This window comes from Nocardia sp. AB354 (genome assembly GCF_049538315.1).
GTDB classification, from domain to species: Bacteria; Actinomycetota; Actinomycetes; order Mycobacteriales; family Mycobacteriaceae; genus Nocardia; species Nocardia nova.
In genome coordinates, this window is sequence record NZ_JBMVFU010000003.1 from 132,250 (window position 1) to 154,511 (window position 22,262).

Annotated in this window: 23 protein-coding genes; 11 read left to right on the forward strand and 12 right to left on the reverse strand. The window is 63.5% G+C overall.

The window, feature by feature from the left end; all coding sequences use genetic code 11:
• Positions 1-7: 7 nt before the first annotated feature.
• Both ACPCUW_RS05420 and ACPCUW_RS05425 read right to left on the reverse strand, forming a co-directional pair.
• On the reverse strand, positions 8-832 hold the full coding sequence (locus tag ACPCUW_RS05420; protein WP_195049168.1) for an ABC transporter permease: 825 nt from the start codon (positions 830-832) through the stop codon (positions 8-10).
• 136 nt (positions 833-968) lie between these two features.
• Positions 969-1,562 (reverse strand): bacterial proteasome activator family protein, encoded by a 594-nt coding sequence (locus ACPCUW_RS05425; RefSeq protein ID WP_063010844.1) that lies wholly within the window; start codon positions 1,560-1,562, stop codon positions 969-971.
• Positions 1,563-1,796: 234 nt separating this feature from the next.
• On the opposite strand from ACPCUW_RS05425, the gene ACPCUW_RS05430 reads away from it, so the two are divergent.
• Positions 1,797-3,002, forward strand: coding sequence for a cysteine desulfurase-like protein (locus ACPCUW_RS05430; RefSeq protein ID WP_063010817.1), 1,206 nt, complete (start codon positions 1,797-1,799; stop codon positions 3,000-3,002).
• Between the two features lie 42 nt (positions 3,003-3,044).
• On the opposite strand, the gene ACPCUW_RS05435 is transcribed toward ACPCUW_RS05430, so the two are convergent.
• Complete coding sequence (locus ACPCUW_RS05435; protein WP_423423849.1) at positions 3,045-4,034, reverse strand: NAD(P)H-quinone oxidoreductase; 990 nt, start codon at positions 4,032-4,034, stop codon at positions 3,045-3,047.
• 123 nt (positions 4,035-4,157) lie between these two features.
• Between ACPCUW_RS05435 and ACPCUW_RS05440 the strand changes: the two genes are divergently transcribed.
• A complete protein-coding gene (locus ACPCUW_RS05440) occupies positions 4,158-4,646 on the forward strand; it encodes a MarR family winged helix-turn-helix transcriptional regulator (protein WP_030516842.1) in 489 nt (162 codons plus the stop codon).
• 253 nt (positions 4,647-4,899) lie between these two features.
• A complete protein-coding gene (locus ACPCUW_RS05445; RefSeq protein ID WP_156769672.1) occupies positions 4,900-5,445 on the forward strand; it encodes a hypothetical protein in 546 nt (181 codons plus the stop codon).
• 292 nt (positions 5,446-5,737) lie between these two features.
• Here ACPCUW_RS05445 and ACPCUW_RS05450 read toward each other — a convergent pair whose 3' ends face one another.
• Positions 5,738-6,574 carry a LysR family transcriptional regulator gene (locus ACPCUW_RS05450; RefSeq protein WP_064909984.1) on the reverse strand — a complete coding sequence of 279 codons (837 nt, stop codon included), beginning with the start codon at positions 6,572-6,574 and terminating at the stop codon, positions 5,738-5,740.
• A 95-nt stretch (positions 6,575-6,669) separates the two neighbouring features.
• Between ACPCUW_RS05450 and ACPCUW_RS05455 the strand changes: the two genes are divergently transcribed.
• Positions 6,670-7,395, forward strand: a complete 726-nt coding sequence (locus ACPCUW_RS05455; RefSeq protein ID WP_423423850.1) for an SDR family NAD(P)-dependent oxidoreductase — start codon at positions 6,670-6,672, stop codon at positions 7,393-7,395.
• A gap of 483 nt (positions 7,396-7,878) precedes the next feature.
• On the opposite strand, the gene ACPCUW_RS05460 is transcribed toward ACPCUW_RS05455, so the two are convergent.
• From ACPCUW_RS05460 to ACPCUW_RS05470, 3 genes are all read right to left on the reverse strand, one after another.
• On the reverse strand, positions 7,879-9,528 hold the full coding sequence (locus ACPCUW_RS05460; protein WP_423423851.1) for a DUF262 domain-containing protein: 1,650 nt from the start codon (positions 9,526-9,528) through the stop codon (positions 7,879-7,881).
• Positions 9,529-9,852: 324 nt separating this feature from the next.
• Positions 9,853-10,620: a HEPN domain-containing protein gene (locus tag ACPCUW_RS05465; RefSeq protein ID WP_423423852.1), complete on the reverse strand. Its 768-nt coding sequence runs from the start codon at positions 10,618-10,620 to the stop codon at positions 9,853-9,855.
• An 80-nt stretch (positions 10,621-10,700) separates the two neighbouring features.
• The gene (locus tag ACPCUW_RS05470) at positions 10,701-12,437 is read right to left on the reverse strand and encodes a hypothetical protein (protein ID WP_423423853.1); all 1,737 of its coding nucleotides are present in this window, start codon (positions 12,435-12,437) and stop codon (positions 10,701-10,703) included.
• 248 nt (positions 12,438-12,685) lie between these two features.
• On the opposite strand from ACPCUW_RS05470, the gene ACPCUW_RS05475 reads away from it, so the two are divergent.
• Positions 12,686-13,696: a hypothetical protein gene (locus tag ACPCUW_RS05475; RefSeq protein WP_423423854.1), complete on the forward strand. Its 1,011-nt coding sequence runs from the start codon at positions 12,686-12,688 to the stop codon at positions 13,694-13,696.
• 664 nt (positions 13,697-14,360) lie between these two features.
• Here the strand turns inward: ACPCUW_RS05475 and ACPCUW_RS05480 are convergent.
• Complete coding sequence (locus ACPCUW_RS05480) at positions 14,361-14,897, reverse strand: GNAT family N-acetyltransferase (protein WP_423423855.1); 537 nt, start codon at positions 14,895-14,897, stop codon at positions 14,361-14,363.
• 31 nt (positions 14,898-14,928) lie between these two features.
• Positions 14,929-15,135: a hypothetical protein gene (locus ACPCUW_RS05485; protein ID WP_423423856.1), complete on the reverse strand. Its 207-nt coding sequence runs from the start codon at positions 15,133-15,135 to the stop codon at positions 14,929-14,931.
• 79 nt (positions 15,136-15,214) lie between these two features.
• On the opposite strand from ACPCUW_RS05485, the gene ACPCUW_RS05490 reads away from it, so the two are divergent.
• Positions 15,215-15,781 (forward strand): VUT family protein, encoded by a 567-nt coding sequence (locus tag ACPCUW_RS05490; protein ID WP_423423857.1) that lies wholly within the window; start codon positions 15,215-15,217, stop codon positions 15,779-15,781.
• Complete coding sequence (locus ACPCUW_RS05495; protein WP_423423858.1) at positions 15,778-16,998, forward strand: DUF7221 family queuine tRNA-ribosyltransferase-like protein; 1,221 nt, start codon at positions 15,778-15,780, stop codon at positions 16,996-16,998. The genes ACPCUW_RS05490 and ACPCUW_RS05495 overlap by 4 nt, the downstream gene beginning before the upstream one ends.
• Before the next feature lie 151 nt (positions 16,999-17,149).
• Here the strand turns inward: ACPCUW_RS05495 and ACPCUW_RS05500 are convergent, their stop codons facing one another.
• The 3 genes from ACPCUW_RS05500 to ACPCUW_RS05510 all read right to left on the reverse strand — a co-directional run bounded on the left by ACPCUW_RS05500 (position 17,150) and on the right by ACPCUW_RS05510 (position 20,036).
• Positions 17,150-18,073, reverse strand: coding sequence for a carbohydrate kinase family protein (locus ACPCUW_RS05500; protein ID WP_423423859.1), 924 nt, complete (start codon positions 18,071-18,073; stop codon positions 17,150-17,152).
• On the reverse strand, positions 18,073-19,557 hold the full coding sequence (locus ACPCUW_RS05505; RefSeq protein ID WP_423423860.1) for a peptide deformylase: 1,485 nt from the start codon (positions 19,555-19,557) through the stop codon (positions 18,073-18,075). Before ACPCUW_RS05505 ends, ACPCUW_RS05500 begins: the two co-directional genes overlap by 1 nt.
• 113 nt (positions 19,558-19,670) lie before the next feature.
• On the reverse strand, positions 19,671-20,036 hold the full coding sequence (locus tag ACPCUW_RS05510; protein ID WP_423423861.1) for a GntR family transcriptional regulator: 366 nt from the start codon (positions 20,034-20,036) through the stop codon (positions 19,671-19,673).
• A gap of 488 nt (positions 20,037-20,524) precedes the next feature.
• Between ACPCUW_RS05510 and ACPCUW_RS05515 the strand changes: the two genes are divergently transcribed.
• The 4 genes from ACPCUW_RS05515 to ACPCUW_RS05530 all read left to right on the forward strand — a co-directional run bounded on the left by ACPCUW_RS05515 (position 20,525) and on the right by ACPCUW_RS05530 (position 22,143).
• A complete protein-coding gene (locus ACPCUW_RS05515; protein ID WP_423423862.1) occupies positions 20,525-20,824 on the forward strand; it encodes a hypothetical protein in 300 nt (99 codons plus the stop codon).
• 145 nt (positions 20,825-20,969) lie between these two features.
• Positions 20,970-21,281 (forward strand): hypothetical protein, encoded by a 312-nt coding sequence (locus ACPCUW_RS05520; protein ID WP_423423863.1) that lies wholly within the window; start codon positions 20,970-20,972, stop codon positions 21,279-21,281.
• Positions 21,278-21,637 carry a hypothetical protein gene (locus ACPCUW_RS05525; RefSeq protein WP_423423864.1) on the forward strand — a complete coding sequence of 120 codons (360 nt, stop codon included), beginning with the start codon at positions 21,278-21,280 and terminating at the stop codon, positions 21,635-21,637. Before ACPCUW_RS05520 ends, ACPCUW_RS05525 begins: the two co-directional genes overlap by 4 nt.
• Positions 21,634-22,143, forward strand: coding sequence for a hypothetical protein (locus ACPCUW_RS05530; protein ID WP_423423865.1), 510 nt, complete (start codon positions 21,634-21,636; stop codon positions 22,141-22,143). The genes ACPCUW_RS05525 and ACPCUW_RS05530 overlap by 4 nt, the downstream gene beginning before the upstream one ends.
• Positions 22,144-22,262 lie beyond the last annotated feature (119 nt).

Here is a 22,262-nt window from a genome sequence, read left to right on the forward strand (position 1 = left end):
ACGTCCTCTACACCCAGTACGGCACGCGGGAACGGTATTGCTTCAACGCCAGGATCGCCACCGCCCAGCCGACCACGGTGATCACACCGACGACCAGCCACGACCGCACCTGCACCGGATCGCCGAGCAGGGGTGCGCGCACGATCTCGAGATAGTGGTAGGTCGGCACCAGCTCGACCAGCTTGGCCCGCTCGCTCACCGCCCCGCCCTGGTCGTGCAGCGACTTCGTGGTCCACATGACCGGAGTCAGCACGAACAGCATCAGAGTCATGCTGCCCAGAATCGGGGCGATGTCGCGGTAGCGGGTGGAGAAGATGCCGAAGACGATCGACACCCACGCCGAATTCAGGAACACCAGCGCGATCGCCGGAATCGCCAGCAGCACGGACCAGTCCAGATGTTCCCAGACGCCGAAGGCCACCAGCATGACCAGATAGATCACGATGTTGTGGGCGAAGAACAGGAACTGCCGCCACACCAGCCGATAGACGTGCACGCTCAGCGCCGAGGGCAGCTGTTTGATCAGCCCCTCGTTGGCGATGAACACGTCCGAGCCCTCGAGGATGCTGGCGTTGATCACGTTCCAGATGATCAGGCCGACGGTGACGTACGGCAGATACGTCCACAGGTCCTGATTCAGGATCGCCGCGTAGAGGACACCCATCGCGGCCGCCTGCACGCCGGTGGCGATGGTGATCCAGAACGGGCCGATCACCGATCGCCGATAGCGCTGCTTGATGTCCTGCCAACCCAGCTGTAGCCACAGCTCACGCTGAGTGAACCCCTCGCGGAGGTCTTTGAAGGCCCGCGGGAATGTTTGCGCATCCGACATCAGGGGCACCGTGGCGTCGGCCGGGCGTTCGGCTGTGGCCGAATCGGCAGGGGCAGCTGCTGGCACAGTGCACGACTGTAGCGCAGAGCCGATCCCCGCCGGTGGGGGCACGAGCCTATCCGATGATCAGCGGTGTTCAGAGGTACTGACCGCCTCCGGTGACCGATCCACCCTGTCCGCCCTCGCGCGGGATGTGCGCACCCGGCGGCAGAGCGTGACGCATCTGCTCGAGCTGTGCGCGGGCCGCCATCTGCTGAGCGAACAGCGCGGTCTGAATACCGTGGAACAGACCCTCCAGCCAGCCGACCAGCTGGGCCTGGGCGATTCGCAGTTCGGCGTCGGACGGCACGGACTCCTCGCTGAACGGCAGCGCGAGCCGCTCGAGTTCGTCGCGCAGCTCGGGGGAGAGACCCTGCTCGAGCTCGTGCACCGAGGTCGTGTGGATCTCTTTGAGCCGGTTGCGGCTGGCATCGTCCAGCGGAGCCGCGCGTACCTCCTCGAGCAGCTGCTTGATCATGGTGCCGATCCGCATCACCTTCGCGGGCTGCTCGACCATATCGGCGAGCGACTCCTCGCCGCCGGTCTGCGCACCCTCGGCGGCGGTCTCGCCCTCGCCGACCACCTGCCCGGCGAACGGCGCCTCACCCTGGGCGCCGGCCGGAATGACCAGCGGCCGGCCCTCGGGGCCGATCACCACGATGGAATCCGGTGCTCCGTCCGATTGCGTCATGGCATCCATGATGTCTGCTTCCCGCGCCGAGCGCTAAGTGAACGACGCATCGCCCGGTGGGGCCCGGTGCCGGAACGGGGTATGCGGTCCGATTTCGGGCGGAAGTATTCTGTTGCGGTTCTGTCCGCCTCGTGTGTGGTTCGGTTTGTGAAAGTCGGTTGCCATGTCGCGTGATATCGCATTGGGTCGGCGCACGGTTCCGCCGACTTGCCCGCTGCCCTTAGAGTGGCCAGCATGACTTACGACGTCGCGAGGGTTCGGGGGTTGATACCGTCCCTGGGCGACGGCTGGATCCATCTGGACCCCCAGGCAGGGATGCTGGTCCCGGATTCGGTATCGCGCGCCGTGTCAACCGGTTTCCGGACCTCTGCTTTTTCACATACCAATCGTCATGCCGCCGCGCGCCGCAGTGGTGCCATTCTCGACGCGGCCCGGGAAGCGGTCGCCGATCTCGTCGGCGGCGATCCGGCGGGTGTCGTCCTCGGCCCGGACCGGGCCGTCCTGCTGGCGTGGTTGGCCGAATCGCTGAGCTCGCGGCTCGGGCTCGGCACCGGCATCGTGCTCTCGCGCCTGGACGACGAGGCCAATGTGGCCCCGTGGCTGCGCATCGCCAACCGCTACGGCGCCCATGTGCGCTGGGCCGAGGTGGAGATCGAAACCTGCGAGATGCCGGCCTGGCAGTTCGAGGAACTGATCGGCCCGACCGCGCGACTGGTCGCCGTCACCGCCGCCTCGCCGATCGTCGGTTCCGCGCCCGCGGTCCGGGTCGCCGCCGACCGGGTGCACGAGGTGGGCGGACTGCTGGTGGCCGACTGTTTCGGCGCGGCGCCCTACGCCCTGATCGACATCGACGAACTCAACGCCGACGTCGTCGCTCTCTCCGCGCCGGCCTGGGGCGGTCCGCAGATCGGCGCGCTGGTGTTCCGTGATCCGGCATTCCTGGATCGCATTCCCTCGATGTCGCTCAACCCCTACGCCAAGGGCGCCGAGCGGCTCGAGGTCGGCGGACATCAGTACGCGTTGCTGGCGGGGCTGACCACCTCCATCGACTATCTCGCCGGACTGGACGAACAGGCGACCGGCAGCCGCCGGGAGCGGCTGGAGATATCGATCACCTCGCTGCAGGACTATCACGACCAGCTGTTCGAACATCTCATGGAGGTGCTCGACGCGGTCCCGGATCTGACCGTGATCGGCCGTGCTTCCACCCGCATTCCCACAGTCAGCTTCACCATCGCGGGGATGCAGGCGGAGAAGATCTCCGCCGAGCTCGCCGATCACCGCATCGGCACGGTCAGCGGCGCACACGGCGGCAGCCGCCTGCTCGACGCGCTGGGCGTCAACGACGAGGGCGGCGCGGTCACCCTCGGATTGGCGCCATACACAACGAAATTCGAGATCGAACAGCTCGGTCGGGCGCTGAACTCGCTGGAGAAGTAGGCGGCCGTCCGGCGCACGGTCGCCGACGGGCACAGCGGGCGTTCACGCCTCGTCGATGCGCAGGATCACCTTGCCGACGGTCTCGGCCGAATCGAGCAGTTCGTGGGCGTGCGCCGCCTCCGTGACCGGGACCTCGGCATGTACCACCGGTACCACCGCGCCCTCCGCGATCAGCGGCCACAGATGGCGCCGCAACTCCGCGATGATCTCGGCCTTACTCGACCGCCCGGTGCCCGGCCGCTTACGCAGATTGGTGGCATGGATGGTGCCGCGCTTCCCGAGCAGCTCCGCCAGATTCAGCTCGCCCTTCGCTCCGCCCTGCATGCCGATCACGCACAGCTGCCCGTCCTCGGCGAGGGCGGTCACGTTGCGCGGCAGGTATTTCGCGCCCATATTGTCGAGAATGATATCGGCGCCACCCAATTCGCCGACGACTTCCACGAAATCCTGTTCGCGATAATTGATTCCGATGCTCGCACCCAATTCGGCGCAGCGATCCAATTTGTATTGCGAACCGGCGGTCACCGCGACGTGCGCACCGCGATTCACCGCGACCTGAATGGCATGGGTGCCGATCCCGCTACCGCCGCCGTGGACGAGTAACAGTTGGCCGGCGTGTAATCCGGCGCGCATCACCAGATTCGACCACACGGTGGCGGCCACCTCCGGAAGTGCCGCTGCCGCAGCAAGATCCAGGCCCTCGGGCACCGGCAGCACCTGACTCGCGGCGACCACCACGCGCTGGGCGTAGCCGCCGCCGGACAGCAGCGCGCACACCCGGTCGCCCGGCCGCAGATCCCGTATGCCCTCGCCGATCTCGGCCACGACGCCCGACACCTCGAGGCCCAGAATGTCGCTCGCGCCCGGGGGAGGCGGATAGAAACCCTGGCGCTGCAACAGATCCGCGCGATTGACCCCGGCCGCCACGACGTCGATCGCCACCTCGCCCGGCCCGGGCGGCGGCAGATCCGGCACCTCCGCCCAGCGGATCACCTCGGGTCCACCGAAACCGTCCAATGTCACCGCGTACATACCCCGACTCTATGTGCTCACCGCGCTGGAACGGGTGCGGCTGTGGATCCGATCCGGGTGATCTTGTCCGCAAGTCGCTGACCAGGCGACATTGCTTCCATTCGGGCCCAATAGAATGGCGCCATGGCTTACGAACCGAGCGGTCACCCGGCATCGCCGCCGTGGTTGAGCTCGGCACAGCAGCGGGCGTGGCGCGCCTTCATGGACGGGCACCAGCGTCTGATGGTGGAACTCAACCGTCAGCTCCAGGCCGACAGCGATATGAGCCTGCCCGAATACCGCATCCTGGTGATGCTCTCCGAGGCTCCGGGCGGATCACTGCGGATGAGCGATCTCGCCGACGGCGTGCTGTCCTCGCGTAGCCGCCTCACCCACCAGATCCGCCGCATGGAGGATCAGGGCATGGTCCGCCGCACCAGCTGCGAAGAGGACGGCCGCGGTGTCCGCGCCCACCTCACCGAGGAAGGTATGCGCCGCCTGCGCGCCGCCGCCCCCGGCCACGTAGCCGCGGTCCGCCGCACCTTCGTCGACCTGCTCAGCCCCGAAGAACTCACCGCCATCGGTGACGCCTTCGACCGAGTGAACACCAAAACCGACCCCCGCCGGAGTTGAGCTGACGCGCGGCGCACATCCGCGTGCCGAGTGAATCCCCGCCGATACCCGCGTTGGAATCGAGTCGCCCGCCGGCATTCCGGTCGACGAACCCGGCGGGTAACGCTCCTGTCGGCGGACCCGATCGAACTGCCGTACCCGCTGTGGGAACGATTCCGATTTCGATTGGATTGGGGGACGGCCCGGCCCGATGAGCACTCACCGAAAGCACGGCACAGCACCGATTTTGATCCTGGTTCCCGCAGTCGCGGGTATGTATCTGGCAGCTGGTTGCGCACTACCCGATCCGCCCGCGGCCACCGGAACCACGAGCACGACGACCCTGTCGACACCACCGACCACCGCATCGACACCACCGACCACCGTGTGGACGCCGATGCGCACACTCAGCACGCCGACCACCACCGTCGCGCCGACCACGATCGAGCCTGTTGCCGACGACTACGCCGCGGTGTGTGCCGACGCTGTCAGCGGGGTCCGTGTCGACGACACCGAGTGCGACGATGCGACGGAAACCTACGTCGGTGACGATGCCACCGCCGCCGAGTACGCTGCGGCCGGCCTCGCGGGCGGTGCCGTGGGTGCTGCCATGTGGTACTACTACTCGACCCGCAATCGGGTGGTCGCCCCCGCGGTCGGCGCTCGCGTCGCGGGCGGTAGTTACGCCACCCCGCTCCCGAGCCTCGCCCGCACCCCCGCCATCTACCGCTCCGGCAGCATCGACCGCAGCGGTGGAGCGATCACCGGCAGCACCATCCATCGGGGCGGCCTCGGACACCGAGATCACAGCGGCTCTTAGCGGAATTGATCGGGGACGTTGGTCCCGCGAAAGTCCTCGCTACCACCGCGACAGTCATGTCGCTCGGCGCCGTGTCGGCGCCCATCGCCTCCGCCGACAGCGCTTCCGATACCACGGCGAAACCGATCGCCATCTGCATCACCATTCCGTTGCCGGGGTCCGCCGATTGGGTGTGGTGCTTCTGAACCTGGGGCCGGCCGTTCGAATCGAGACCGGAAACGACTGTGGCGCCGACCGATACGCCGATCGGCGCATATTCGTGGCTGAGGCGGCCGCGGAATCGCGGTGTCGGTCAGAGACGTGTCGCGGTGCGGACGAGGTCGGCGACGGCCTTGGATCTGCTGTGTGGCGGCCAGGCGATGACGGTCGTGACCGCCGGTGCGTCCGGCACCGGCACGATCGCGTGATCGTCGCGTAGGTGAGTTCGGACCGACTCGGGCATGACCGCGCAGGTTCGTCCGAGCGCGATCAGCTGGGCCAATTGGGTGTGGTCGCGAACCTTCGGACCGGGGCCGTCGGGATAGCTTCCGTCCTGTCGGGGCCAGCGCGGCAGGGGCAGATCCGTCAGGGTGGCGACCTCGGCCGACGACAGGTGGGGCCGGTGGGCGAGGGGGTGGCCCGCGGGCAGGACCAGAACCTGTTGTTCGGTGTGCAGATCCTCGGTGTCGAGTCCGGCGGTCGTGTCGAAGGGCCGGTGGAGCAGTGCGACGTCGGCACGGCCGTCGCGCAGCAGCGCCTCCTGCTCGCCGGGCCCGCACAGCAGCACCTCGACAGCGACAGCGCCCGGTTCGGCAGCGTAGGCGTCCAGCAACTTCGACAGCAGTTCGCTGGACGCGCCGGCTTTCGTAGCCAGCACCACGCCCGGCCGCCCGGCCGCGCGGCGGGTGCGGCGCTCCGCGGCGTCGACCGCGGCGAGCGCGGCACGAGCCTCCCGCAAGAGCACCGCCCCGGCCTCGGTCAGGGCGATCGAGCGAGTGGTGCGGTGCAGCAGAACCACGCCGAGCCGCCGTTCGAGCTGTCGGATCGCCCGTGACAGCGGTGGTTGCGCCATGGCGAGTCGCTGTGCCGCTCGCCCGAAATGCAACTCCTCGGCGACAGCGACGAAGTATCGCAACTCCCGCGTCTCCACCACGCCATCGTATCCGGCATTGATACCCGTGCGGTATCAGCGGCCACCCGATCGGTGTTGGACCCACCACCCCCGGCCGAACCAGGATCGACGGTATGAGTGAACAGACGATCGCGCTGGTGACGGGTGCGAACAAGGGAATCGGATACGAGATCGCGGCGGGGCTGGGCGCCCTCGGCTGGCGAATCGGTGTGGGCGCGCGCGACGCACAACGCCGCGACACGGCGGTGGAGAAGCTCCGCGCGGACGGGATCGATGCCTTCGGCGTTCCGCTCGACGTGACCGACGACGCGAGCGTGGCCGCCGCGGCGGACCTGATCGCCGACCGCGCCGGAGGCCTCGACGTCCTGGTCAACAACGCCGCGATCACCGGCGGCATGCCCCAGACGCCCACCACCGTCGATCCCGCGACCGTGCGTGAGGCTGTGGAAACCAACGTGATCGGAGTCATCCGCGTCACCAACGCGATGCTGCCCATGCTGCGGCGTTCGGCAGCACCGAGGATCGTGAACATGTCCAGCAGCGTCGGCTCGCTCACGCTGCAGACCACGCCCGGCGCGGACACCGGCCCGATCTCCGCGGCCTACGCGGCGTCGAAGACCTTCCTGAACGCGGTCACGGTCCAATACGTCAAGGAACTGGCCGAGACCAACATCCTGATCAACGCCGGCTGCCCCGGTTTCACCGCCACCGACCTCAACGGCTTCCGCGGCGTCCGAACCCCCCAACAGGGCGCCGCGATCGCGATCCACCTCGCCACCCTGCCCGACGACGGACCGACCGGCGGATTCTTCTCCGACGCCGGAACAGTCCCCTGGTGACAGCCCTTCACCTGCGGTGGGTGTGGGATTTGAACCCACGGTGGCGTGAACCACGACGGTTTTCAAGGTCGTCGGTGTCGGTGTTTGAGGCGTCATGGATGTTGATGCGTGTGTGGGTGATGTGAGCTGACCTGGTGGTCCGCTTGTTGGACATATTGGGGAGATTGGCGGCGTCGGACGCTGCTGCGGGCCGGTTGCGGGCGCAGTGCATCCGCCGCCGCATGTATGTTGAGCCCAACGGCATCATGAGAACGTCGATCAGTGATTCGATCCAACGGGGAGCGGTAATGAGAGATCAGTTCGAAGCGGTCTGCGCGAACCGCGGCACGGTGCTTACTCGCGGCCGGCGCCGCCCGTATCCGATAACCAGGTAGGTGAATAGATACGCCCTACGGTCGAGGACCGAGGGCGTATCTATCTGCGGGCTGTGGTGCGATTTGAATCCGCGACTGATCGACTGTAATCCTCCAAAAACCAGCTCTTCTAGGGGTCTTGAAGAACGAGCTCGGCGAAACTTTGGGTTCGAGCGTCGATGACATCGACGTCCCAGCGGTCGTAGGAAAGTACTTCCATGCATCGCGGGAAGTCGGATACTCGCGGCTTCAAATAGGTGGTTTTCTTATCCCCTAGCTCTCTGTTGCTCGCAGCGGAGTTCTTTCCCTTACTCAAAAGGACAAGGTTGCCGGCTGTATCGACGACCTTCGCATGGTCTCTTGCTGGAACCCACCGCCGCCAACTGCTTCCCGGAGCGGGATTTTGCGGTAGCACATGCTCAACGGAACGAACTCGAAATTCGCGAGGCCCGTTCAATTCGCCGAATGATATTTCGGCTCGCAGGAGTAGATATTTGCAATATCCGGCCTTATAAAAGTTCTGGACCATGCATGCTTCACGAATAGAGTGCCTATCAGCATAGCCAGTGGCAGCTTGCAGTGCTCCAGCTCCATCTTTCGAACTATCAATCGCTTTCAGCAACGTGGTGTAAACAGAGTAACGCTCATCCTTGCGCATCCCGGCTACCCAGTGGCTCAAGTACACTTTTTCGACTGCCAATAGGTATTCATACAAGCCCTCACTATTGAACGCATGCGCGTACGCGAGGACGCATGCGCGCCATTCAGATGCGCTAAAATTGCCTGACATAGCCCACATCATAGTTTTGAAGCGCGCATCGTCCTCTTCCCCTTCCAGGATATCGCGATCTATGAATATGCTTTCGTAGAGATCGACGAATGCCTCAAGCTTGTCAAGGAAGTCACCTCCCCTGTTGGGCATTCCTGGGCGCTCGAAAATTCTATTTTCGAATTCCTTCAATAGGTCTTGCTGTGGCTTATCTTTCACGTAGATCATCCGCAGCAAATGGAACAGGTCCTCGAAACTCTGCTCTCCGAGGCGATCTTCCATTTCCTCCCATTTTTGGGCATACCGGCGACGGACCTCGTCGCTAGCGATTACATGTGGACTTATGTTTTGCGCCTTCAAGATATCGATCCGCCGCAGTTGTTTTCCTCGGTCGTTTACCACCGTAAACAGGCGAAAAGCTTCTTCGAGATCGTCTGCGGCCAAGAAAATTAGAACGCATCGATTTACGACGAACGTCGCAAAAGCCTTTACGTCGTCCTCGGAAAGCTTTCGGAGCTCCTCCAAAAATATTCTGCGAGCGAGATCGTACCGAGACTGCCCGGGCGTCGCATTACCGCCTACTGCGTACGTCGTAGTTCCACCCGGATCAGCTACCATACTATTGAAAACGGCGACATCGCGAACAGTCAGCCTGTTCCGGGCTGGAATTTGCTCAAGCTCGTTGGCGACCTGCACGAGTTTTCCGTGGATCTCTGCGCGAAGAGTCGAATTCGGTGAAATGCAATCCCTGACGCAGGCCAAGAGGATGGAGAGGGCGGTCAGACGTTGTTGTCCGTCTACGATGTCATAGGAGCAGCTTCCTGTATGGTGCAGCACCAATGTGCCCAAAAAGTAGTCTTTGCTCTGATCGGCCTGCAAAAGGTCCGTAATTAGGTCGGACAGATTATCCTCGTCCCACAGGAACGGCCGCTGATATTCTGGAACGCGAAAAAAATACTCTTGTGAGAACAACTTTTTAACGTAGAGCGTCTCACTATCCAGCTGTGGCATTCAGCCCCCCTTTCATTCCGTGCTTCTCTGCGTCTTCTTTCATTGCTTGTTGCCGATTCGGCAACGATTCAGTGCGCTACCGTCGGCTTGGCTTCCAAACGTAACCAGCGAGTATGGGAGCCGTAGAGAAACTTACACCGCACCATTGGATAGCGAAGCGTTACGCCCCTACCCGCAGTAGAAAGTATCAACCGGTCGGTATCTGTTGATTCGGAGTCGCACTCGCCACTGCCGAGCTTGGCCGCTCGTTGCCGTTCACCGTAATGTGGTAGTGGTAGTGGTAGTGGTAGTGGTAGTGGTAGTGGTAGTGGGCCGAGGGGGCTTTTACAAATCAGGGGCGTCGCGATCCGCCGCATACGTGGCAGCGTGTTCAATCAGATCGTCGACGTGGTCGAGGTAGTCGGCCAACTCGCTTTCCGACGGTAGAGGGCTCCCCTCCGGGTCTCCATAACGTGCGATCGGGCGGGCGTCGAGAAGCCGCCTCATTGCTTTGTACCAAGCCTGTGAACCGTTACCCGCGTGTGTGTACCTGTTTAACCAAGCTTGGCGTGCACCGTGGGTATTCCGCCCTTTGTGCGGGATATTTTGCAGCGAGGTCATGGCCGTAACCGCAAGTTCCCCCGCAGCCAACGCGGTCTCGACCGCGGGCCCGAGGCGCTCAGCGGCCAATGCCTCTCGGGCTGTCGCTATGAATTCCGATGCTCGTTTGAGAAGTTCGACCGTGCGGTTTCGGTTATATCGGAAGTCGAAGGCCACCATGACCGCGCCGCCTGGGAGGAAGGCGAATGCGATCCATCCCGCATCGGGCGCGATCTCGGCTGGACGCAAGTTCGAGACATGCTCGATGTTTTCTGCGGTCACCGGTTCACCCGACGCGACCGCGTCACGAACCCGGACCATGGCGAGTAGTTCCGCTTGCTCGTTGAGCATTACTTCGGGAGCGCTGTTCGGATGAAGCACCACCAGCGCTTTCAGCACGTGGTCGCGCGTGATGTCGAGGTTACTCGTCTCGATGTGCGGCGCGATCCACAGCGTATACATTTGATCGATTAGCGCCGCCGCGCTCAACCCGGACTGGTCGGACTCGCTCACGGCGAGAGCGTAGACCCCAACAACCGCCACGGCCAGGGATTTTTGCTTCGGTCGTGCCTAGCGATCACGACAGTTATCCCTCACCGAGATTCGGCGAACAGGACCTGGGCAGCAAGTTCCCGGATGACATCGCCGTTTCCGGTCACGCTGTGCCGGTCAGCCGCTTGAAGGCCGGGGTACTGTCGGCGGATTTCAGCCGCCACGATCGAGGTGGGAAACCAGGTGGGTACATCCTTGATGTAAAGGCTGCTTTCGAGCCGACCCCATCTGCTTTGGATAAGTTGCTCGGTTTGCTGGCTCACGCCGAGGAGGATCGGTTCGAGCAATTCAGGATGGTCCGTGATGGCGGCCGCAACGCGCTCCCGAACTTCATCGTCGTTAGTGACCGAGGCCGTCCAATCCAACAATCGCCTGGTTTGGAACCTGTTGTCGACCCAGACCTCACGGGTAGACCAGTCGGTGTCGCGTAGGAGTCGTACTGCGTGTTTCCGAGCTGTCGCTTCCAAGTCCGGCCGCTGAGTTGTCTCGGCCATGAACATGAGGTCACGAACGAGGCAGACGGCAATAGCCACAGGCTTACGCGTGATGGCGTCGTCGATGAGTCCGGCGAAAGTGGTGTCGTCAGCATGACGGGCCACGTCGGCTGCCAGCCCGGTAGTCATGGCCAGGTTCACCGTCAAAAACATCGGAACTTCAGGAAGATCGAGAGCGAAGTGAGCAGCCTTCACTAGCGCCGTGTACAGGTCGGCGTCGTAGGGGCGGCTGTCGACTCGCGCCCATGGGCGAGCCCGGCTTAGCAGCTCGCGGTGTTCTCGCAATAGCCGCTGCATGTCGGTCTCGACGGGCTCGGGGGCCGGTACCTCCGGCGCGGGTGGCTGTTCTGCCGGCTGACCTTGCCATGCCGCACTGAGCGCGGTGGACGCGCGCAGCAACTCCGCGATCGAATCCGCAAACACCTCGTCGTCGTCTTCAGGGGGGCGTCCCGGCCACCGCCCGGACGACATGAGCACCATTCCTGCGGCCGTCTCCGCCCACTGACACCAGGCTCCGAGGTGGGCGGCAACAGCGCGCACCGCGTGCAGTTCGGCGACCAACGTCGCGACCAGCGGACGCAAGGTGTCCACAACCCGTAGGAGCGTCGCGTCCAACCTGTCTCGAAACGGCATCGTCTCCATGAGTGACGGCTCGGCTGGCGGAAGTAGTTCCCCAGTGGCGGCATCCCAGGCGGGAGGAAGACTCTGCTGCACGCGCATCCGCATCATGTGCCACGCCGACGCGGCCTCGTGGACTAGTTGCCGCTGCTGACGAGCCGTCTCGATCAGAAGCCCGACTGCACGCGCCGCCGCGGTCACATTGGAAGCTGCCGCGACCGCGACTCCATAATGCAAAGCATCGAAGGATGCCTCGATTACGTGCCCGGCTTCGTCGTCAGTCAGCGACCAACTCTTCTGCACTCTCAAGTGATCCGCGATCTGGGCGCGCTTCCACTCGTGCAGCAACTCGACTGGGTAGTACTCCGGCGTCACATCGATCTCGTCAGCGTGCTCCATGCACATCGGGATAAGGTTGGATGCGCTGCGGTTGTCCTCCTCACTCATGCCGGGATCCCAGCGTGGACCGCCTTCGCTCCTCGCGCAGATGTGCGACACCCTGCTGTTGAGCAACGTCTCTCCGGTGTCGTCGTTCATCTTGTAGAGCGGCCGGCCGCAGTCGGGTTTGGCACATCGGAACGCCGTGCCGTATAGCTGGCGAACAGTGGCCAAGACGGGCTTCCTGTGCACGATCGGCTTGCGCTTCCGCGGTTCCCTGTCCGTCATGTGACCCATTGTCGTTCCACCGTGCTACATCCCGCATCGGGGCTTCACCTGTTGGGCACGCTCTTGACTGCGTAGCCAAGGTGCGACCGGATCCGCAGAGTGGCCGGCCGGGCAACAACGGGGACAGTCCACATTGCGGGCGCTAACGCGCTCGGTGACTGCCTGGTTCCGCCGCTGTACGCGGTTCGGATCTGGTGGCTAGGAAGGGTATTAGTAACACGCCCGAATACGAGCTGATGAGGACCATCATGACCAACATGTCCGACGCTGGATGGCTCCCAGATGAGTTGGCAACTGTCGCGTTTCGCCTTGCACGAGTCGACCAGGCGGCCGCTGCTCTTGGCGAGGTCTGCGCTTCATGGTCGAAGGCTGGCCCGATCGGCATGAAACAAGTCGAGCGGCCGGATGGGCGCTGGGACACGGTCGTAACTGAGATCCGGCCAGTTCCGCCGCTGGTCTCGATGCTCTTCAGCGAGGCTATTCATCACCTGCGCGCCGCTATCGAGAATACGATCTTCTACCTAGTGGAAGTTGAACGGGGAAAACCCCTCGACGAGCGATCTGCCTCGGGCGTAGAGATGCCAATCAAGGACACGCCCGAACTGTTTGAAGACTGGCAGAAGCGAACGGGGAGGAAGCTGCCAGAAGTCGCTGTTGCCACCACTATTGGCGAACGCATTAAGCTGTGCCAGCCCTTCGAAGACACGACTGCGACTGTCCCATCTATGAGTCCGCTCCTCGCGGAGCTTACGGGAGCGGCAGTAGAGTATGAGAACCCGATGAAGCTCCTGCAACGTTATTCGAATACGGACAAACATCGTTTCCTCAGGCCAGGTGCAGCGCAAACAGTATCGATGAGGGCAGATGTTCCCTTCTGGCAGACGAATCGCCGGTTTCTGGATGTCAAACCCGGAGACCTGTTGGCGACGGTAGATCCGGGCCAGCCAGTTGTCTTGGAGTTAAATCCAAGTGTCCTAATCCAGCGTCCGGACACAGTGACGTTCGTCGGGCCTGTCGCCGAGTTGACGCATCTGCACCGCCATGTGGCCGACAGGGTGCTGCCGATCCTAGTGAAAGGCCAGATCCTTACGAGATCACTGCCGCCGAGTATTGACCTCGGCGACAGTGGCCTAACCGCAGCCCAGCGCATCGAACAGGGAGAATGGTCGTACGCTGACGAGCGATGGGCTGATGGCGTTCAGGATCGCATGGCGGAGTGGTTCGATGCGCCGCCGAACGTCTTGCCGCCGCCCGCTTAAAGGTGTCTCGCTCCGCATCCGAATTTGAAGTCGTAGGCGTTTCAGCGACTCGGCCGTATTCGCTCCCGATGCCCACACGCCCCTAGTCGATCAGGGGCCCGCGGCGGTCATGAGGCGGTCAATGCCGGACAGGTGCCTGCGGACTCGTGTCCGTAGGTAAACGTCCACCCCTATTTGCCCCGCCGAACAGCGGTTTTAGTGGTGGTGTCTGGCTGCCTGCCGCAGGGACACTAAACACACCCTGCGGGCGCATTTAGTGTCCCTGCGGCAGGCAGCCAGACAGTTGAGTGCATAGGGCTGTCGGCGGGGCAAATTAGGGTGAAGAGAGGACTGGACGGTAGGAGACTGGACCGAGGAGGACCGGCACGGGATAACCGGCACTGGGCGGGTTTGGGGGCGTGGAGATTTCGAGATTCCGGGTTGCGGTGAGTAGTTGGTACAAGCAGCAGACCGGCACCCGGGAGGGTGCAATACGGGCCGTGTGGGATGACCGGCTGGCGGTCCGAGGGTGAATTACCTGCGTGGTCTCATGAGGTTGTTTTCACCTTCGGTCGGCCCGCTGTAGCTTGGGGCCGGCTGTCCCACAGCTGTTTCTGGCCTGGAGGGGGTGTGTCTGCGTCACCGATGATCCCGCCACGGAATTCGATGATGCCGGAACGCCGCACTACTCTTCGTCGATCACCCGCAATCGCAGGGCCTCGGCGGCCTCGCGGAGCGCTTGCCGGCCGGCCTGGTTCGCCGTTTCCTGGTTGAGCGGGTTGTACGGCAGTCGACCACCGTGGTCGTCGCGGAGCTTCAGATACGATTGAAGACGTTCGTCGTGCGGGTTTTCAGCGAATTTCTTGTCGAGTTCCGCACTCCATTTCGCGGAGTCCTCGTCGCTGGCACTGAGCGCCAACGAACCGGCCACCCCGTAGCCGCCCTCTGTTGCGATACCGCTCCATTCCAGAGTTATCCGTGGCGCCTCAGCGGCGAGGTCGTCCTGTGCTTGAAGGAACAGGCGTTTGGCCAGCCCCTTTTTTCGCCACGACGGAGTGGTGTACAGCGCGCAGTCTTTCATCCGCCCCTGATCGATCTGAAGCACGGCGCACACCGACACGGCGTTGCCTTGATTGTCCACGGCCACCCAAGCGCGTTTCTGTAGGTTCCCCTCCGGTGACAGGGGGCACTGCCGAATCTCCGTGATGTCCGGTTCGCTCATCGGTCCAGTATCAGGATGGTCCTATGCGACATCACGCCCAGGTGTGCTGTGCGGTGCTGTTGGTGTCAGCCGGCGGGCGTTGCGGTAGGTCGTCGGTCTCGTGAACGAGCCAGCGCAGGAACGCGATCACGTGCGCGTTGAGATTCGAATCAACCTCCGCGACAGCGGCTTTGGCGCGTAGATGCAGATCCCGGTCGGGGCGGACCGTCATGACCGGATTGCGGTGCTGGCTAGGCATTTTCCCATCATCCAGGGTGGACGTCCACCTGTCAAAGATGCTAAAATTGAAGGTGGACGTCCACCTTCAAGCAGGGGAAATGATGGAAATCGTCACTCAAACTCCCAACCTGGGTTCCGCCCGCAAGCTCGCTCTTGCGCCGCGTCGGCCCGCGTGGGCCGTCCTCGCGGTCGTGGCATATCTCGGCGCGATCGTGGCGGCGAACTGGCTGATCGAACAGTTCGGCATCGTGCCCGTCGGATTCGGGCTCATGGCACCCGCGGGAGTGTTCATGGTCGGCCCCGCTCTGGTACTGCGCGACGGCGTCCAATACCTGTGGGGTAAGCCGATCTCGCTGGCTACCTTGGCGATCGGTGCGTTGATCTCCTATCTGGTCGCTAGCCCGGAGATCGCGACCGCTTCGGCGGTGGCGTTCGCGGTCAGTGAGTTCATCGACTTCGTCATCTTCACCTGGCTGGCACCGCGGTGGACCCGGGCGGTGTTCTTCGGCGGTGTCGCCGGCGCCCTGATCGACTCGATCCTGTTCCTGTCCATCGCATTCGGCTCCCTCGCCCTGTTGCCGGGGCAGGTGCTGGGCAAGGTCTACGGCGTCGTCATCGCGAGTGTGGTCATCGGTGTCAGACGAGGTTGGGGGGCGCGGCGATGAAGTTCTTCCTGGGTACCCATCAGCCGAGTTGGTTCACCGCCACCACCGAAGCCTTGTTCGTGTGCGATCGGCGCCTGCGTGACCGCAAAACCCTGCCTCGCGCCTGCGGGGAATGGGCCCTGGACTCCGGCGGATTCACCGAGTTGAAAGACCACGGCGGCTGGACCACAACCACCCCACGCGAGTATGTCGCACGGGTGCGCCGCTACCGCGACGAGATCGGCGGCCTGGTATGGGCGGCGCCGCAGGACTGGATGTGCGAACCGATCATCATCCACGGCGGCCGGATCGGCACCAACACCTTCGTCGGCACCGGCCTGACAGTGGCCGAACACCAACGTCGCACCGTGGACAACTACCTCGAACTGAAGTCGCTGGCACCGGATCTGCCGTTCATCCCGGTCCTGCAAGGCTTCCAACTCGACGACTACCTCGCGTGCGCGGCACGCTATGCCGAACAGGGCGTGGATCTGGCCGCTGAACCGACCGTGGGGCTGGGGTCGGTGTGCCGGCGCGAAGCCACCACCGAAGCAGCCGCCATCATCACCGCACTCACCACAGCGGTGCCCGGCATCCGGTTGCACGGGTTCGGCATCAAAACCGCGGGCCTGGGAGCCTACGGATCGATGCTCACCAGTTCCGACAGCCTCGCCTGGTCCTACGCCGCCCGCCGATCTCCAGTCCTGCCCGGCTGCACCGGACACAAGAACTGCGCCAACTGCATCCGCTACGCCTTCCAATGGCGCCAACGAGTCCTAGCCTCACTCGCCGGACACGCCACCCGAAACCCCGCCTGCACCAACCCTTCCCGCGCACGCTCGGTGTCCAGAAAACTAGACAGAAACACCCACGCCTCACATCGGCTGGCGCTGTCAGGATTCCGCGACGAAGCCGCCCGCCTCGAACGCGACACCACCATCCGCTGGGCCCACCGCGACGGCATGACCATCCGCCACATCGCCACCCTCATGGACCTCAGCCCCGCCCGCGTCGGACAAATCATCGCCGAACCGGACGACCGGCCGCTGCTGGATCAACTGCGCGAACTACGCCGCAAATGGGACATCGACACCGACCCAGCCAACCGAGCAGCAGCCGACCACATCATCTCCACCCTCACCGCCACAGAAATGGCCAGCGCACAACCCCAACATCTCGGCACCAACCGCCATCATCGACAGATCGCATCAGAGCCGTCGCTGTTCGACATCCTCTAGCGCGAATCCGTTTCTGCACTCGCAAATTTGAGCCCACCCCACCGACACACAGCTGCGGAGGCACGTAGTTCGCTGTGAGCACGCTGTACCGGGCAGCCTGGTCTATGTCGATGATGAGAACCTCGGCCGCATTTTGACCGACGGCGACCAGTTAGCAGGACGATGCGGAAGGCATCGATGCGGATCCGCCGGCGTGCTGAACGGAATACGCTGCGGCTGCGAGTGCGTCGGCAATCGAAGTTTCGATCGGGGAGCCGGAGACGGCCGACGCGGCGAAGTGTGCGGCGAACGCGTCGCTTGCTCCGGTGGTGTCGATGACTTCTGCGACCGGATGCGCTGGAAAATGTGCGGCCGAGCGATTCGCGAATGCGTAGCAGCCGTCGGCGCCGCAGGTGACGACGATGTTGGGTACCCCCGTTGCCTTGTGCAGCATGGCCGGCAAGTCGGCAGGGTTGGTGGTGGCCGCGGTTGTCCCGGGCGCGAGGAGCGCGAGTGCCTCAGTTCGATTCGGTAGGAGTACGTCGACTCTGTCGTATGGCAAGGTGTGCGCATCCGCCAGTGGCGGCGAAGGCTGTACCACCACTATGGCCGGGAAGTTCCGAAACACCGACAGCGCGTGGCGCGCGGTGCTCAGCGGCAACTCGTATGTCATCAGCACCGCGTCTGCCGAGGCCAGTTGCTGCTGGGCACGATCGATATCAGCTGGTGCGATTGCGGTTTCGTCGGAGATTCGCCATAGGAATGAAGTCTCGCCCGCGTCGCCGACGAAGCACATGCACACCGGGGTGTTCGCGTTGTCTTCGTACCGGATCAAGGTGGTATCGACGCGATTGCGTTCGAGGGCATCGATCACGATGCCGCCGGCCGGATCCCGCCCGACGACGCCCAACGCCAGAACATCGGCGCCCAGTCGTGCAAGCGCAATGGCCTGGTTGAGCGCTTTGCCGCCGGGTACCAGCGTGATCGATTCGGCCAGTGTCGCGGATTCCCAGGCTGGCAGGCCGCTCGTTCGCGCGATGCAGTCCACGACATACGCACCGATCACGACAAACCGGCGTCCGGCAACGCTATCCATCAGGCCGGATAGTTCCACTGCTGACCGGTGCCGCGGTATTGCGCAATCGGGATCGGTTGTATGCCAGGGAGCATGCGCGACCGGTACAGAAGTCCGTTCAGATGATCGATCTCGTGCGCCACCAGGCGCGCCAGACCGCGCTCGAACACAGTGATCTGCTCATTTCCGTCGATGTCGACGTGCTCTACGTGGATCGCTAGCGGGCGCGGCACCTTGCCGCGGACATCGAAGAAGCTCAAGCAGCCCTCGTACTGAACATCGGTTTCCATAGATTGGTCGATGATGGTTGGATTCAGCAGCGTGATCAGCGTTTGATCAGGAGCGCGGACAACCGCAGCCGACCGAGGTATCCCGATCTGCGGTGCGGCGATGCCCATGCCCTTGCTGAACGTATGGGTATCGGCGACTCGCGTCATCGCGGATTGCAGTTCAGCGATGACGCGCCGGGCGTCATCGGCCTCACGAGGTAGGTCGAACGGCTGCGTGGAGCCGGACAGCACCGGATCGCCTTCCTGGACGATCCCAATGGCCGACATTCGCTCGCTTGGAAGTACCTCGGAAGTGGGCATCTCATCCTTCGGGTGATGGTTTTTGAAACGCCATTCGAGCCGGTATCGCGCATGAAGCGGAGGGTTGTCCGTGCTCCAGCAAAACTGTACGCGGTCACCGGATTCTGTCCGCTGGATCGGATCGCGGAACGGCAGCGCTTCCGCGCTCATCGACGTTTCCATGCCCCAGACGTTCGGGCGGCACTCCACCGGGAAATCAAGGCGGACGACAATCCGATCCGTCGGCAACCGGATCGCCCTCTGGAACCACTGCCCCCACTTGTCGTCGCCCACCGTGTACGAATAGTCGATCACGGTCGACTCGCCTGGATACAGGGGGAATCGGGACTCTTCATTCTCAAACAGCAGCCAAAGCTCCTTGAACGCGTCCCGATCGTGCTGGACGTGCCACGTCATCGGCTCATCGTCGCAGTGCGCTACCAGGTTGAGTTCTTCCCAGGTAAGAGGATCGTTCCGATACAGTTCGTTCGAGTACTCCGGTGAACCGGGGTGCCGATCTACGGATATGCGGATCAAGTAGCGATAGATCGGTGCCGTGCCGCAATTTCGGATCCTTCGCCGCTGGGAAGCACGGTAGTTGCCTATGACGTGGTCGTAGTGCAGCTCCGCTTCCTCGAGTTCAACTACCAGACCGTTGTCATGCGCGCTCACTGTTGTGGACGGATCGGACCGTGATGGTTGGCTATTCGCGGCCTGTGCGGCGACCTTATATGCGCGCCGGATCGCGCCGCCGGCCGACAGAGCTTCATCAGCTCGCTTCGCAAAGTCGGGCGCTGGAAAGTCCTGTCCGGTCTCAACTTTCGAGACGTAGGATCGGTCGTACTGGATCCGTTTGGCAAGCGCCGACTGTGATATGCCCTGGTTCTCGCGCCACCGCTTCAGTTCCCCAATGAAGTTGGCCATCTCGTCGGACATCGACGCTCCCCCTGTGACTTTTGGTGGGTCGGTGGGCACATCGTGTTCACAGTGCCCTCACCTGCTTCTACGGGTGTTTTCTGTACCACATGAACGATGCAACGAGATCGGCCTCACGACGGAGTCAAGTCGTGAACAGCCCTCTCCAGGCGCTCGATTCGGGCTTCCAGCTCGGCGGTCGTGCTGCGAAGGCGACCGAGTTCTTCTTGCACGGATCGGGCTGGCGCGACATCGTTTTCGTCCGGCAAAGGATCGTTCACGTAGACGCCAGATGCGGCGCGAGCGGTCAGCCAGCCTTGATCCTCGAGCAGACGAAGTGCCTTTTGCACGGTGCCGAGCGACACCTGATATCGGTCCACGAGTCCGCGGTGGCCAGGAAGCTTGCGGTCCTCGTCTTGGAGCGCTCCGCTTCGGATGTCGTGCTTGATTGCGGCAGCTACACGCTCGTATTTGGCCAATCCGGGCGGCGAACTCTCCATAGTTCGAGTCTACGACGGACCGGTGCGTACCGATACATATCAGTCATTGACCATAACTGATACATACTGATATGATTCAGTATGTATCGGTGATGTTGGGGAAGGAGGGCCAGGCATGGGGCCCTAACCGAGACAGTCTCTGAAACACGTAGCTCGGCACCGAAATTCGGCCGAGAGATGAAAAGCCCCCGGTAGCGCCAACTACCGAGGGCCCAAGAACCAAAGCGGGTGCAACCGCTTCAGCAATTTCCCACTTCCAGGACGAGAGGTCCCCGAAGCATGTCCAGTGTATCTGGCCGTAAGGCCAAATCTGTCTCCCGTATTTCCCGAGTGCGCCGTGGTCAGGCCCGGTCTGCGTCCCTGAATCGCCTGGAGCGTGCAGTGGACCCGGATGGTCTGCTCTCGCCCGAGGAGCGCGCGTGGCGCGCTGATCAGTTGCGCACGATGCGCAAGGTTGCCCGTGTCAGCCGCCGATTGGAGGTGGCGTGATGCAGGACTTCATGGGCGCATACGTATCCAAGGTCAACAAGTTCGGCCATCAGGAAGACGTCGACAAAGTCGTCGTCACAGCGAGTGTTCGAGGCTCGTTCCGCGTCAAGTACTACGCCAACGTCGACAAAGTTTGTGTCGACGTCGAGGCCCAGCCGTGCTCGGGCGACATCGGAATGCAGTTGACGCTCGATCAGGCAATCCTGCTCCGGGAGTTGCTCGCGGCCGGGATCGCCGACATGCAGGCGGCGAAGGCCGCGCAGGTGCTGGAATTGCCCGCCGGCGGTGATGCGGCATGAGGCTCGCGACGGAGTTTCTGAGCATCCTCGTCCTACTCGGAATCCTGCTTTTCCTCATCTCGCCGAGCACGGTGCTTGCGGTTGTGTTCCTGGTGGTGCTGTGGGCCGGTTGGCGCCGGCGTCCTCGCCGATCGGGGGCGCGGCGATGACCGAGATGGACCGCTATTACTACACATTCGATCACCGCACCGGTGAGCCGATCGGCATTGGTGATTCGCTTCTCGGAGGCGGATTCGGTGCGGGACAGCGCTCGCGGTCGCCGATGCTCACCGCGCGCCAGCGCGCTGCGCTGTTGGTAGTGGCTCTCGCGTTCGCGGCCGGCTTCTACGCCGCGGTGCTGCTGTTGGACCGCGGGGGAAACCAGGATCCGACCATCGTCGTCTGCCCCGAGCCGGGAACCGGGCAGGTGGCTGTTCTTCCAGCCGAGTGTGGTGCTTCGCAGGGGGTGACCCGATGAAGCTGCCGAAGGTTTGGGGGCCTGCCGAGTGGGCGCGCGCCGCTGCACCGGCTATTCCGTCGATCGCTGTCGATCAGGGCGTTATGCGGTCGGAGGCGACCGAGCACCGGGCGATGGATGTCGGTGACGGCAAGTGGGCGTTCACGGGGCTCCCCGGTCGCCAGTTCACGACCGAGCAAGCGCGAGCCGGAATGCGTCTGGCGGTGGCACCGGATCGGTTGGAAGCCCGGGAGTGGGCCAGTTCGCTCGGGCTGACCGTGAATGAGGCGATCGGCCTGATCCGTGCGGCCACGCCGATGGTCGAGAAGTCCTCGAATCCGACCGCTGTGGAGCGGGATTGGGGGCTGGCGCGATGAATACTCGACTGACTCAGGCAGCCCGGGCGGCCGGCGTGCGTGTGGAACCGAACCGGATGGGGTTCGACGATCTGCCGCATACCGCCGCCCGCGGTGATCGCGGCTGGCAGGTCTCCTGGCTGCCCGATCGTGACGACCTCACTGCCGAGGAAGCGCGTGACGCTCTCGTGGTCGCGCGCTTGTCGAACACCCACCGTGTGCGGGCATTTGCCCGGCGGGACTGGCCGCAGATCAAGACCCTGGCGCTCGGCATCGGGGTCGACCCGCGCGAGGCAGTCAAACTGGTCCGCGACGCTGAGGCTCAGGCCCGCGAGACGGCGATTCCCACGCCCGTGCAGCAGATCCCGCACCTCGCCGAAGCGGCGGCGCGCCATCCGGAGACTGCCGATCGGCTCGTCTCGGTCGACGCACCGACACCGCCGACCGTGCGCACCCCAGGACGGGTGCCAGGCCAGTGGCTCGGATCTGGTGCGTTTCTGGAGCAGGACCGGGGGATGGACCGATGAACCAGTCGTTTTCATCAGTCCGCGACTACGCAACGACCGTCGAACCGGCGGTAGGGCTGTTCACCGACGATCTGCTCCCGGAATGTGAATTGCTGGCGGACCGACGTCCGTGCAGTAAC